The sequence below is a fragment of the Escherichia sp. E4702 genome, from assembly GCF_963883545.1.
Taxonomy (GTDB): domain Bacteria; phylum Pseudomonadota; class Gammaproteobacteria; order Enterobacterales; family Enterobacteriaceae; genus Escherichia.
In genome coordinates this window covers 274,885-287,798 of sequence record NZ_CAWORF010000005.1, presented here as the reverse complement: position 1 = coordinate 287,798, position 12,914 = coordinate 274,885, and the positions used below count along the sequence as shown (strand labels likewise).

Here is a 12,914-nt window from a genome sequence, read left to right as displayed (position 1 = left end):
GGGCGGATAGGCGTTTCGCTGCATCCGCCGTTCTGACTCAATGCCTGTATGCTCGACGCTGGCGCGTCTTATCATGCCTACAAACCCACTCATTCCGTAGGCCGGATAAGGCGTTTTTGCCTCATCCGCCGCTCTGTACACAATGCCTGATGCGACGCTAACGCGTCTTATCATGCCTACAAACCACACCGCACATTTCAACAATCTATCTTTCATCCCATATTCATCAACATCCGCTATTATTGATTTCCAGCTTAATCATCACCTGATGAACAAAAATAATGACTAAACCCAATCATGAGCTTAGCCCGGCGCTGATCGTGCTAATGTCTATCGCCACCGGTCTGGCGGTAGCCAGTAACTATTACGCACAGCCATTGCTCGACACCATCGCGCGTAACTTTTCCCTTTCCGCCAGTTCGGCAGGCTTTATTGTTACCGCCGCTCAGTTGGGCTATGCCGCAGGTCTGCTGTTTCTTGTTCCCCTCGGTGATATGTTTGAACGCCGCCGCCTGATTGTCTCGATGACCTTACTGGCGGCAGGCGGTATGTTGATTACCGCCAGCAGTCAGTCGCTGGCGATGATGATCCTCGGTACGGCATTAACCGGTTTATTCTCGGTCGTGGCACAAATTCTGGTTCCGCTGGCGGCGACGCTGGCTTCACCGGACAAACGCGGCAAGGTGGTTGGCACCATTATGAGCGGTCTGCTGTTGGGGATCTTGCTGGCGCGTACCGTTGCCGGGTTGCTGGCGAATCTCGGCGGCTGGCGCACCGTCTTTTGGGTCGCATCGGTGTTAATGGCACTGATGGCACTGGCGTTATGGCGCGGCCTGCCACAAATGAAATCTGAAACCCACCTCAACTACCCACAGTTGCTAGGTTCCGTTTTCAGTATGTTTATCAGCGATAAGATCCTGCGCACCCGCGCGTTGCTGGGCTGCCTGACTTTTGCCAACTTCAGCATTCTCTGGACCTCGATGGCCTTTTTGCTTGCCGCACCACCTTTTAATTACAGCGATGGTGTAATTGGTCTGTTTGGACTTGCAGGAGCAGCCGGAGCGTTGGGTGCTCGTCCAGCGGGCGGTTTTGCCGATAAGGGTAAATCGCACCACACCACAACGTTTGGTCTGCTGCTGCTGTTACTTTCATGGCTGGCAATCTGGTTTGGCCACGCTTCCGTACTGGCGCTAATTATCGGCATTCTGATACTGGATCTCACCGTGCAGGGCGTGCATATCACCAATCAAACCGTGATTTATCGTATTCATCCTGATGCGCGTAATCGCCTGACCGCAGGTTACATGACCAGCTACTTTATTGGCGGTGCTGCTGGTTCGCTGATCTCGGCATCCGCCTGGCAACATGCCGGTTGGGCTGGCGTTTGTCTGGCTGGCGCGACGATTGCCCTGGTTAACTTACTGGTCTGGTGGCGAGGTTTTCATCGTCAGGAAGTCGCAAATTAAGCAATCAGCAACCGTTTTCGTGGCTTTACACTTATAAGGGTGTTAAGAATCCCATCAGTCTGATAAGGTTAGGATATTCATCCAGACTATTAATAATATTAACAATCGTTAAGCGTACACTCTATGGTAAGCCCTACTCCACTGCCTGCTTCTGGTTCGGCGACCTTCATGGAAGGCTGCAAAGACAGTTTACCGATTGTTATTAGTTATATTCCGGTGGCCTTTGCATTTGGTCTGAATGCGACCCGTCTGGGATTCTCTCCCCTGGAAAGCGTTTTTTTCTCCTGCATTATTTATGCAGGAGCGAGCCAGTTTGTCATCACCGCAATGCTGGCAGCTGGTAGTAGCTTGTGGGTAGCCGCATTGACCGTTATGGCAATGGATGTTCGCCATGTACTGTATGGTCCATCGTTGCGTAGCCGCATTGTTCAACGCCTGCAAAAATCGAAAACCGCACTGTGGGCGTTTGGCCTGACGGACGAAGTTTTTGCCGCAGCAACGGCAAAACTGGTACGTAATAATCGCCGCTGGAGCGAAAACTGGATGATCGGCATTGCCTTCAGTTCATGGTCATCGTGGGTATTTGGTACGGTAATAGGGGCATTTTCGGGCAGCGGTTTGCTGCAAGGTTATCCCGCCGTCGAAGCAGCATTAGGCTTTATGCTGCCGGCACTCTTTATGAGTTTTCTGCTCGCCTCTTTCCAGCGCAAACAATCCCTTTGCGTTACCGCAGCGTTAGTTGGTGCCCTTGCTGGCGTAACGCTATTTTCTATTCCCGTCGCCATTCTGGCAGGCATTGTCTTTGGCTGCCTCACTGCGTTAATCCAGTCATTCTGGCAAGGAGCACCTGATGAGCTATGAGGTTCTGCTGCTTGGATTACTGGTTGGCGCGGCGAATTACTGCTTCCGCTATTTACCCCTACGCCTGCGAGTGGGCAATGCCCGCCCAACCAAGCGTGGCGCAGTGGGTATTTTGCTCGACACCATTGGCATCGCCTCGATTTGCGCTCTGCTGGTTGTCTCTACCGCACCAGAAGTGATACACGATTCACGCCGTTTCGTACCCACGCTGGTCGGTTTTGCGGTACTGGGAGCCAGTTTCTATAAAACACGCAGCATCATTATTCCCACTTTATTGAGTGCGCTGGCCTACGGGCTGACGTGGAAAGTGATGACGTTTCTATAGACCACAAGAATCATTTTTCTAAAACAATACATTTACTTTATTTGTCACTGTCGTTACTATATCGGCTGAAATTAATGAGGTCATACCCAAATGGATAGTTCGTTTACGCCCATTGAACAAATGCTAAAATTTCGCGCCAGCCGCCACGAAGATTTTCCTTATCAGGAGATCCTTCTGACCCGTCTTTGTATGCATATGCAAAGCAAGCTGCTGGAGAACCGCAATAAAATGCTGAAGGCTCAGGGGATTAACGAGACGTTGTTTATGGCGTTGATTACGCTGGAGTCTCAGGAAAACCACAGTATTCAGCCTTCTGAATTGAGCTGTGCTCTTGGATCATCCCGAACCAATGCGACGCGTATTGCCGATGAGCTGGAAAAACGTGGCTGGATCGAACGTCGTGAAAGCGATAACGATCGCCGCTGCCTGCATCTGCAATTAACGGAAAAAGGTCACGAGTTTTTGCGCGAGGTTTTACCGCCGCAGCATAACTGCCTGCATCAACTCTGGTCCGCGCTCAGCACAACAGAAAAAGATCAGCTCGAGCAAATCACCCGCAAATTGCTCTCCCGTCTCGATCAGATGGAACAAGACGGTGCTGTTCTCGAAGCGATGAGCTAACGCGTCATCTCGCTCAAAAATCCAGACTTATAAAAGAAAAACTGACCGGCCAGCATCGCAACGTGCTGGCCTTTTTGGCAAGCAGGTCGGCTCAGCCGATGAGTTAAGAAGATCGTGGAGAATACTATGAGCGCAAATGCGGAGACTCAAACCCCGCAGCAACCGGTAAAGAAGAGCGGCAAACGTAAGCGTCTGCTCCTCCTTCTCACCTTGCTCTTTATTATTATTGCCGTAGCGATAGGGATTTATTGGTTTTTGGTACTGCGTCATTTCGAAGAAACGGATGACGCATACGTGGCAGGAAATCAGATTCAAATTATGTCTCAGGTGTCAGGCAGTGTGACGAAAGTCTGGGCCGATAACACCGATTTTGTAAAAGAAGGCGATGTGCTGGTCACTCTCGACCCGACGGATGCTCGCCAGGCGTTTGAAAAAGCCAAAACTGCGCTGGCTTCCAGCGTACGTCAAACCCACCAACTGATGATTAACAGCAAACAGTTGCAGGCAAATATTGAGGTGCAGAAAATCGCCCTCGCCAAAGCTCAGAGTGACTACAACCGCCGTGTGCCGCTGGGAAATGCCAACCTGATTGGTCGCGAAGAACTGCAACACGCCCGCGACGCTGTCACCAGTGCCCAGGCGCAGCTGGATGTCGCCATTCAACAATACAATGCCAATCAGGCGATGATTCTGGGGACTAAACTGGAAGATCAGCCTGCCGTGCAACAGGCTGCCACTGAAGTGCGTAATGCCTGGCTGGCGCTGGAGCGTACCCGTATTGTCAGCCCGATGACTGGTTATGTCTCCCGTCGCGCAGTACAGCCTGGTGCACAAATTAGCCCAACCACGCCGCTGATGGCGGTCGTTCCAGCCACCAATATGTGGGTGGATGCTAACTTTAAAGAGACGCAGATTGCCAATATGCGCATCGGTCAGCCGGTTACCATCACCACCGATATTTACGGCGATGATGTGAAATACACCGGTAAAGTGGTTGGTCTTGATATGGGTACAGGTAGCGCGTTCTCGCTGCTTCCGGCGCAAAACGCCACCGGTAACTGGATCAAAGTCGTTCAGCGTCTGCCTGTTCGTATCGAACTGGACCAGAAACAGCTGGAGCAGTACCCGCTGCGTATCGGTTTATCCACGCTGGTGAGCGTCAATACCACTAACCGTGACGGTCAGGTACTGGCAAACAAAGTACGCTCCACACCGGTCGCGGTAAGCACCGCGCGTGAAATCAGCCTGGCACCTGTCAATAAACTGATCGACGACATCGTAAAAGCTAACGCTGGCTAATCCAGAGGTGCGTGTGATGCAACAGCAAAAACCGCTGGAAGGCGCGCAACTGGTCATTATGACGATTGCGCTGTCGCTGGCGACATTCATGCAGGTGCTGGACTCCACCATTGCTAACGTGGCGATCCCCACTATCGCCGGGAATCTGGGCTCATCGCTCAGCCAGGGAACGTGGGTAATCACTTCTTTCGGGGTGGCGAATGCCATCTCGATCCCGCTTACCGGCTGGCTGGCAAAGCGCTTCGGGGAAGTGAAACTGTTCCTCTGGTCGACCATCGCCTTCGCCATTGCTTCGTGGGCATGTGGTGTCTCCAGCAGTCTGAATATGCTGATCTTCTTCCGCGTGATTCAGGGGATTGTCGCCGGGCCATTGATCCCGCTTTCGCAAAGTCTGTTACTGAATAACTACCCACCGGCCAAACGTTCTATCGCGCTGGCGTTGTGGTCGATGACGGTGATTGTCGCGCCTATCTGCGGGCCAATCCTCGGCGGTTATATCAGCGATAATTACCACTGGGGCTGGATATTCTTCATCAACGTACCGATTGGCGTAGCCGTTGTGTTGATGACACTGCAAACCCTGCGCGGACGTGAAACCCGTACCGAGCAGCGGCGGATTGATGCCGTGGGGCTGGCGCTGCTGGTGATTGGTATCGGCAGCCTACAGATTATGCTCGACCGGGGTAAAGAGCTGGACTGGTTCTCATCACAGGAAATTATCATCCTTACCGTGGTGGCAGTGGTGGCTATCTGCTTCCTGATTGTCTGGGAGCTAACGGATGATAACCCGATAGTCGATCTGTCGTTGTTTAAGTCGCGCAACTTCACCATCGGCTGCTTGTGTATCAGCCTCGCGTATATGCTCTACTTCGGCGCTATTGTTCTGCTGCCGCAGTTGTTGCAGGAGGTCTACGGTTACACGGCGACGTGGGCAGGGCTGGCCTCTGCACCGGTAGGGATTATTCCGGTGATCCTGTCGCCGATTATCGGCCGCTTCGCGCATAAACTGGATATGCGCCGGCTGGTGACGTTCAGCTTTATTATGTATGCCGTCTGCTTCTACTGGCGTGCCTATACCTTTGAACCGGGTATGGATTTCGGCGCGTCGGCCTGGCCGCAGTTTATTCAGGGCTTCGCGGTGGCCTGCTTCTTTATGCCGCTGACCACCATTACGCTGTCTGGTCTGCCACCGGAACGACTGGCAGCGGCATCGAGCCTCTCCAACTTTACGCGAACGCTGGCGGGGTCTATCGGTACGTCCATAACGACGACGATGTGGACTAACCGCGAGTCGATGCACCATGCTCAGTTGACCGAATCGGTGAACCCGTATAACCCGAACGCCCAGGCGATGTACAGTCAACTGGAAGGTCTGGGGATGACGCAACAGCAGGCATCGGGCTGGATTGCTCAGCAGATCACCAATCAGGGGCTGATTATTTCCGCCAATGAGATCTTCTGGATGTCAGCCGGGATATTCCTCATCCTGCTGGGGCTGGTGTGGTTTGCTAAACCGCCATTTGGCGCAGGTGGCGGCGGAGGCGGTGCGCACTAAGGTTGTTCAAGGGAGCTGCGGCTCCCTTTTTTATATTCTCATTCTGTAAACGGTTGTTTAATCAACGCCAAATGATGCCATTATTGAGAGTTGCTTAATAAACAGTTCTGCAATCAAAAAAATAGACAATGTATTTATATTCTTCTTAAGAATTGTGTGCTTTATCTCATATTTTTATGCATTTTATCGATACACAGAAATCACATTTATATTATTTTTTTGATAAAAATCCTGGTGTTTACCCCCTTCTAAGAAGATGTGCAAACAATAAACACGCAATTAATTCATCATTTTTATTAAATTCAAAATAATATCTACATCATACATCTTAATGATTTTCCTCATTTTTCTTTTTATCATTTTTTACCGCTTAAGATATTTAAAGATTTTTGCCACAGAAAACTATGCAACTTATTTTTTAGCACAACGCCTAAACCATCAAAATAAATTAATATTAAATTAACCATAAATTAAACTGATTTATAAACATTGGTTTCACGCACTACTCTTCATTTGAAGAAACAGTAACCTGTTCCAAAGACGTTAAAATCTAATTTTCTTATGTGGTTACTGTGAGTTCATTATTTATCTAAAAATAAATCATAAGGATGAGAAGGAACTTTATGAACATCAAAAAGCATCCCTTGTCAACGCTGGCAATAGCTATTTCGACCGTGTTATCAATACCCGTTGCACTGGCATGGGCACCACCAACAAGTATCAACAGCGATGTTACTATCAACAATAATGATGTTGTAACGCTATCCTCATCCGAAAATAATTCATCAACCTGGGATCAATTTCGTTATCTTAATGTTGGAGCAACAAGTGAAGGAACATTAAATATAGACGGGCGTGATCTAACCACCTCCAAAATCACAATCGGTAATGCAACTTCAGGGATAATGAAATTAGAAAACAATGCTCATCTGACGATTAATAAGGCATCGCCTTATGAGCGCAATATTTATTTAGGTATCAATGGTGGTTCAGGAACCTTAATGGTGCTTAGCGGCAGTACTATCACCGATTTAAATGAATTCAGAATCGGTGAATATGATTACCAGGCACAAGGGCAAGTCATAATTGACGGTGCGGGTTCTTCCGTTTCTGCAACGTATGTGATGGTCGGCGATCAGGGAACAGGTAAACTCGAAATCACGCATGGCGGTCGTCTTACAGCATCAAAGGATGTGCTCATTGGTTTTACTGGAAGTTCACCTGATTTTCACGGGACTGGATACGGTGAAACTCTGGTTGATGGCGACAATTCTTCATTAACAGTGAATGAATATATCAACCTCGGAGGATTGAGTTCATTGCAGAACGAAGCCAAGGGGATACTTACCGTTAGTAATAATGCCACGGTCAGTGCTAATCAATTTATCTGGATTGGGATAGCAGAAACCAGCACCGGTATTCTAAACATTGGTGGAGCGCAGGGAGAAGCAGAACAGAAAGCGGGGATCATCAAGACGCCGATTATCCATATGGGAAGTGATGTCGGGGATAGTGCTGCACAAATTAATTTTAACCACTCCAGCGAAGATTTTATCCTGGCTGCAGATATAGTTGGTAAAGGCGAAGTTAACCAGGAAGGTTCCGGAGTCACGACGTTGACTGGCGCAAATACCTACTCTGGCCAAACGAATATAAATAAAGGCACCTTGCACGCCGGTATCAACGATACCTTCAGCCCAAACTCCGATTATGTTGTCTCCAGTGGAGGGAATATCGATTTAGACGGTTTTTCACAAACCTTAAATACACTGGATTTGGCGGGTACAGCAACACTATCTTCCTCAAAAAATGGCGACAAATTCACGCCTGCCACACTCACCATTAATGGCAATTACACTGCTAATAATGGTTTGTTAGTTATGCGTACCGAACTCGGCGATGATAATTCCGCGACTGATAAACTCATCGTAAAAGGGGATACTTCCGGTAGTACCCGCGTCATGGTCAACAATGCGGGCGGTCTGGGCGCGGATACTCTGGAAGGAATAAAAATTGTCGAGGTTGACGGCCTGTCAGAGGGCGTTTTCAGTAAAGAAGGTCGTATTGTTGCCGGTCCCTATGACTACAACGTGGTAAAAAGCGACAACCAGAACTGGTTTTTAACCAGTGAAATTCCCGCAGGACCGTATACTCCGGTACTACCCGTCATCCCGGAACCCGATCCTGAGCCACCTGTAACACCTGAGCCCCCTGTAACACCAGAACCGCCTGTGACACCGGAGCCGCCTGTTAGAAAACATCTGTATCGCCCGGAAATTGGTAGCTATCTGGCCAATATTCAGGCGGCAAATACGCTGTTTAATACCCGGCTGCATGACCGTCTGGGGGAAACACAATACACCGACCTGCTAACCGGCGAGCAGAAAGTGACCAGTTTGTGGATGCGTAACATTGGCGGACATAATCGCTTTAAAGATCGTTCGGATGAACTGAATACCCAGAGCAACCGTTATGTTCTGCAACTGGGTGGTGATCTCGCACAATGGAGCAGTAACGCACTCGATCGCTGGCATCTCGGCCTGATGGCTGGCTATGCCAACAGCAAGAGTCACACGCATTCCAGCCTGACCGGGTACAGCTCACGTGGGCAAATCGACGGTTACAGTGTGGGCGTGTATGGCACCTGGTACGCTAATGAAGCAGATAAAACAGGGACTTATGTTGACAGCTGGTTGCTCTATAACTGGTTTGATAACACCGTCTCCGGCGAGTACCTGCCCAGTGAGAAATATCACTCTGACGGCATCACCGCCGCCATTGAAGCGGGTTATACCTTCCGTCTTGGTGAAAGCGCAGATGCACGTACCAGCTACTGGTTGCAGCCAAAAATGCAACTGACATGGATGGATGTGAAGGCAGACAATCATACGGAAGACAATGGCACTCTGGTTGAGGACAGCACCGAAGGCAACCTGCAAACGCGTCTGGGGGTGAAAGCGTATCTGCAGGGTCATAATGCTATTGATGATCATAAAGAGCGTTCCTTCCAGCCTTTCGTGGAAGCCAACTGGATTTATAACTCCCGCAATTACAGCGTGAAGATGGATCACATCGGCGATGAGATCATCGGCGCGCGTAACACTGGCGAGTTAAAAGCGGGGGTGGAAGGTCAGATTACTCCGCGTCTGCAACTGTGGGGCAACGTCGCCCAGCAGTTGGGTGACAACGGTTACAGTGATACCCAGGGAATGTTGGGCATGAAATATCTCTTTTAATGCCACTTTGCCACCTGTCACGTACAGGTGGCATGCTCCCTGCGTCAACCAGATAAGCGTAGCGCACCAGGCAAGCCGGACGGTGCTGTTGCATCTCCGGCTGCTTCTGCACTAACCAACTAAATGTGCAGTTCCTGCAACTTCTCTTTCGGCAGCGCCAGTTCTTCATTGCTGTTGATGCGCACGTCACGTTCCAGAATGCTACGCGCAATATCCTGTGCTTCCTGCAAAGAGTGCATCTGGTAAGTACCGCACTGATAGACATTAAGTTCCGGGATCTGATTCTGATCCTGCACTTTCAGCACGTCTTCCATTGCCGCTTTCCAGGCATCAGCGACACGCTGCTCATCAGGCGTACCAATCAGACTCATATAAAAACCAGTGCGGCAGCCCATTGGTGAGATATCGATAATCTCAACGCCATTACCGTTAAGATGGTTACGCATAAAACCAGCAAACAGGTGCTCCAGGGTATGGATCCCTCTTTCTGGCATCACTTCTTTGTTCGGCACGCAGAAGCGAAGATCGAACACGGTGATTGCGTCGCCATGCGGGGTGTTCATTGTTTTCGCCACCCGAACTGCAGGCGCTTCCATCCGGGTATGATCGACTGTGAAGCTATCTAACAACGGCATTTAGCCACCTCCGGTAAATTTTTTTAAATATTCTGAACTCTTTCTTCCCAGGCGAGTCTGAGTATATGAAAGACGCGCATTTGTTATCATCATCCCTGAATTCAGAGATGAAATTTTGGCCACTCACGAGTGGCCTTTTTCTTTTCTGTCAGGCGTGTTTTTCCAGCCACACCGCAAACGGTTCGGTATCAGCGGCTTCCATTTCCTGCTGACGGCGTTCAGATGCCTCGCGCTCGGCTACAAAATCCTCTTCGCGCAGAATTTCCAGCGGCTCTTCACGCAGAAGATTACGGTAGGCTTCTGCAAACGCCTTACCTGTTCCGCCAATGCCAGTATCAATCATAGACCTTAAGATACGCGCAGAGAAAGTCAGATCAGGATTATCGAAGCAGGCGACCAGTTCATCACACACTTTCTGGTACGCTTCGCCGCCGTTAATGCTATCCAGCGTTTGCGCGACGCGTTTTAGATCGCGGAACAGATCTTTCCCCACCTGCGGCAACGGGAACTGCGCGGTTTCGCAACCGATCCCCAGCGTCAGGCCCGGTTTGCGACCTTCGAGGATCACCCGGTTCCAGTTAACGCGTGTACAGGCAAGTTCGCTACTGCTCATTTCCGGTGCATCAGCCAGCGCACACCAGACCATAAACAGGTCGAGGAAACGCACCTGCTGTTCATCTACACCAATCGGCGAGAACGGGTTGATGTCCAGCGAACGCACTTCAATATATTCAATGCCGCCACGTAATAGCGCATCAGAAGGTGACTCACCGCTGCGGGTAACGCGTTTTGGACGAATCGGCGCGTACAGTTCGTTTTCAATCTGCAGCACGTTGCTGTTGATTTGTAGCCGCTTACCGTCTTTCTCAATACCAATCTTCGCGTACTCTTCCGAGGGCGTTTTGATAGCCTGCTTGAGCCCTGCGACGTACTCGTAGAGATCGTTGAAGGTAATACCGAGATTGCTTTGCGATTTATTGGTATAGCCAAGATCGCTCAAACGAAGAGAGGTCGCATACGGCAGGTAATACATACCGCACTCGGTTTTCTCAAACGGCAGCGACGTTGGTTTTCCTTGCAGGAAAGAAGAACAAATCGCCGGAGACGCGCCAAACAGATAAGGAATGACCCAACCGAAACGATAGTAATTGCGGATAACGCGGAAATAGCCCGCAGAAATTTTCTCTTTGGCATCAACGCCAGAGATATCACCGCACTTCGCTTGCCAGAATGCCATTGGCAAAGAGAAATTGTAGTGCACGCCGGAAATGGTTTGCATCAGCGCGCCGTAGCGATTTTTCAGCCCTTCACGGTACAGCGTTTTAAAGCGTCCGGTGTTAGAAGTGCCGTACTGTGCCAGTTCGATGTCCTGACCTTCTGCGATGTAGCATGGCATGCTTAACGGCCACATCCGCTCATCGCCCATATTGCGCGCCGTATAACGATGCAGGTCGCGCATAAAGGTCAGCATATGTTCAATATCACCATCCACTGGTGTAATAAATTCCAGCAATGCTTCCGCAAAATCGGTGGTTATCCATTTATGCGTTAGTGCGGAACCTAATGCTTCAGGATGACCTGTTGTTGCCAGTGTGCCATCAGCATTAACACGCAAAGTTTCGCGCTCCAGCCCACGCTGTATCCCCTTTAACGCCTGAGGATGTTTTTCCAGCCAGGCCAGCGCCTGTGATACGTCCGGGATCAAATTGACCTCCCGCCTGTCAAAATCGTTTTATTTAGCATAACTGTAATGGTGGCCATGTGTGCAGGCCTACAATTAGTGCCACCACATCATGCCCTGAACGGTAGCTACTGCAATCGCAACATAGCGTAACGCTTTACCAAGGCACAAAAAAAAGATTACCGGTCCCCACGAGATGCGCATCCATCCCGCTAACAGACACAGTAAATCGCCAACCACGGGCATCCAGCTTAATAATAGTGTGATTGCACCATATCGTTTCAGCCAGCCGATGGCTTTCTCTTGCCAGCGCGATGTTTTGCGCAGTGGAAAGAAACGCCCAAGGATAACGTTAGTTAGCCCTCCAAGGCTATTACCCATTGTTGCTGTTAACACTAAAACCCAGGGGTGACTTACCCCGGAAAGTAACATTGCAACCAGGACGACTTCGGAATTACCGGGTAATAGTGTAGCGCTGAGGAAACTACTGGCAAACAACGAGAAAAGCGATAAAGCTTCACTCACAGCAAGCGAACATCCACTGCGTCCATGCCTGCAGCGCGAGCAGCCTGAATACCGAAATCAGCATCTTCAAAGACCACACACTGCGTTGGTTGCACGCCCATACGCTGTGCGCACAACAAAAATGTGTCTGGCGCAGGTTTATGGTGTTTGACGTGATCGGCGGCAACGACCGCATCAAAATAACGGCGTAATCCCAGGTGCGCCAGCAATGCCTCAGCGATGGCGCTTTCACTCCCCGTTCCAACAGCCATTGGTCGACGTCCGTGCCAGCTTTTCACCACTTCAACAAGAGGAAGCGGTTCGACGCTATCCAGCAGCATACTTCTTACTGCTTCTGTTTTTTCACGCGCTAACGCATGCGGGTCGAGATCGGCCTGATTCAGCTCAATAATCGCCTGAGCAATACGCCAGGTGGGCGAGCCATTAAGCGCAATCATCGCCTGAACATCGTACTGAAGACCGTAATGCCCTAATACTTCGCGCCACGCTTTACGGTGCGTAGGCTCCGTATCCAGGATTGTGCCATCCATATCAAAAATTAAACCTGCATAACGCTCGTACATGGTCTTCTCGCAAGTCGAAAAATATGACGCTACTTTAGCGTAATTGCTTGATTTTGTCGCTGATGGCGAAAGGGAAGATTATTCAGGATATGGATAAAATAGTTATTTAGAAATGAGATATTTTGAAGGAAATTTTTTGGAGAAGAT

General features: G+C 49.8%; 11 protein-coding genes. 7 read left to right on the top strand and 4 right to left on the bottom strand.

The genetic code is table 11. The features are described 5' to 3' along the window. Positions 1–281: 281 nt before the first annotated feature. The 7 genes from AACU94_RS02705 to AACU94_RS02675 all read left to right on the top strand — a co-directional run bounded on the left by AACU94_RS02705 (position 282) and on the right by AACU94_RS02675 (position 9,363). Positions 282–1,466: an MFS transporter gene (locus AACU94_RS02705; RefSeq protein ID WP_135488888.1), complete on the top strand. Its 1,185-nt coding sequence runs from the start codon at positions 282–284 to the stop codon at positions 1,464–1,466. Positions 1,467–1,589: 123 nt separating this feature from the next. After that, positions 1,590–2,327 (top strand): L-valine exporter subunit YgaZ, encoded by a 738-nt coding sequence (gene ygaZ, locus AACU94_RS02700; RefSeq protein WP_130210896.1) that lies wholly within the window; start codon positions 1,590–1,592, stop codon positions 2,325–2,327. Then, on the top strand, positions 2,317–2,652 hold the full coding sequence (gene ygaH / locus AACU94_RS02695) for an L-valine transporter subunit YgaH (protein WP_130210894.1): 336 nt from the start codon (positions 2,317–2,319) through the stop codon (positions 2,650–2,652). The genes ygaZ and ygaH overlap by 11 nt, the downstream gene beginning before the upstream one ends. Positions 2,653–2,742: 90 nt before the next feature. Beyond that, positions 2,743–3,273 carry a multidrug efflux transporter EmrAB transcriptional repressor EmrR gene (gene emrR, locus AACU94_RS02690; protein ID WP_000378441.1) on the top strand — a complete coding sequence of 177 codons (531 nt, stop codon included), beginning with the start codon at positions 2,743–2,745 and terminating at the stop codon, positions 3,271–3,273. A gap of 126 nt (positions 3,274–3,399) precedes the next feature. Then, a complete protein-coding gene (gene emrA, locus AACU94_RS02685; RefSeq protein ID WP_001295175.1) occupies positions 3,400–4,572 on the top strand; it encodes a multidrug efflux MFS transporter periplasmic adaptor subunit EmrA in 1,173 nt (390 codons plus the stop codon). 16 nt (positions 4,573–4,588) lie between these two features. Continuing rightward, the gene (gene emrB / locus AACU94_RS02680; RefSeq protein ID WP_135488887.1) at positions 4,589–6,127 is read left to right on the top strand and encodes a multidrug efflux MFS transporter permease subunit EmrB; all 1,539 of its coding nucleotides are present in this window, start codon (positions 4,589–4,591) and stop codon (positions 6,125–6,127) included. Between the two features lie 623 nt (positions 6,128–6,750). Then, the gene (locus AACU94_RS02675; RefSeq protein WP_135488886.1) at positions 6,751–9,363 is read left to right on the top strand and encodes an autotransporter outer membrane beta-barrel domain-containing protein; all 2,613 of its coding nucleotides are present in this window, start codon (positions 6,751–6,753) and stop codon (positions 9,361–9,363) included. Between the two features lie 119 nt (positions 9,364–9,482). On the opposite strand, the gene luxS is transcribed toward AACU94_RS02675, so the two are convergent. The 4 genes from luxS to yqaB all read right to left on the bottom strand — a co-directional run bounded on the left by luxS (position 9,483) and on the right by yqaB (position 12,767). Beyond that, the gene (gene luxS, locus AACU94_RS02670) at positions 9,483–9,998 is read right to left on the bottom strand and encodes an S-ribosylhomocysteine lyase (protein ID WP_001130211.1); all 516 of its coding nucleotides are present in this window, start codon (positions 9,996–9,998) and stop codon (positions 9,483–9,485) included. A gap of 148 nt (positions 9,999–10,146) precedes the next feature. After that, the gene (gene gshA / locus AACU94_RS02665; protein ID WP_087898588.1) at positions 10,147–11,703 is read right to left on the bottom strand and encodes a glutamate--cysteine ligase; all 1,557 of its coding nucleotides are present in this window, start codon (positions 11,701–11,703) and stop codon (positions 10,147–10,149) included. A gap of 72 nt (positions 11,704–11,775) precedes the next feature. Further along, positions 11,776–12,204 (bottom strand): YqaA family protein, encoded by a 429-nt coding sequence (locus AACU94_RS02660; protein WP_064529936.1) that lies wholly within the window; start codon positions 12,202–12,204, stop codon positions 11,776–11,778. Beyond that, a complete protein-coding gene (yqaB, locus tag AACU94_RS02655; RefSeq protein WP_000273309.1) occupies positions 12,201–12,767 on the bottom strand; it encodes a fructose-1-phosphate/6-phosphogluconate phosphatase in 567 nt (188 codons plus the stop codon). Before yqaB ends, AACU94_RS02660 begins: the two co-directional genes overlap by 4 nt. Between the last annotated feature and the right edge of the window lie 147 nt (positions 12,768–12,914).

Coding starts and splice junctions, on each gene's coding strand:
- AACU94_RS02705 (WP_135488888.1), top strand. CDS start 282: ATGACTAAACCCAATCATGAGCTTAGCCCGGCGCTGATCGTGCTAATG.
- ygaZ (WP_130210896.1), top strand. CDS start 1,590: ATGGTAAGCCCTACTCCACTGCCTGCTTCTGGTTCGGCGACCTTCATG.
- ygaH (WP_130210894.1), top strand. CDS start 2,317: ATGAGCTATGAGGTTCTGCTGCTTGGATTACTGGTTGGCGCGGCGAAT.
- emrR (WP_000378441.1), top strand. CDS start 2,743: ATGGATAGTTCGTTTACGCCCATTGAACAAATGCTAAAATTTCGCGCC.
- emrA (WP_001295175.1), top strand. CDS start 3,400: ATGAGCGCAAATGCGGAGACTCAAACCCCGCAGCAACCGGTAAAGAAG.
- emrB (WP_135488887.1), top strand. CDS start 4,589: ATGCAACAGCAAAAACCGCTGGAAGGCGCGCAACTGGTCATTATGACG.
- AACU94_RS02675 (WP_135488886.1), top strand. CDS start 6,751: ATGAACATCAAAAAGCATCCCTTGTCAACGCTGGCAATAGCTATTTCG.
- luxS (WP_001130211.1), bottom strand. CDS start 9,998: ATGCCGTTGTTAGATAGCTTCACAGTCGATCATACCCGGATGGAAGCG.
- yqaB (WP_000273309.1), bottom strand. CDS start 12,767: ATGTACGAGCGTTATGCAGGTTTAATTTTTGATATGGATGGCACAATC.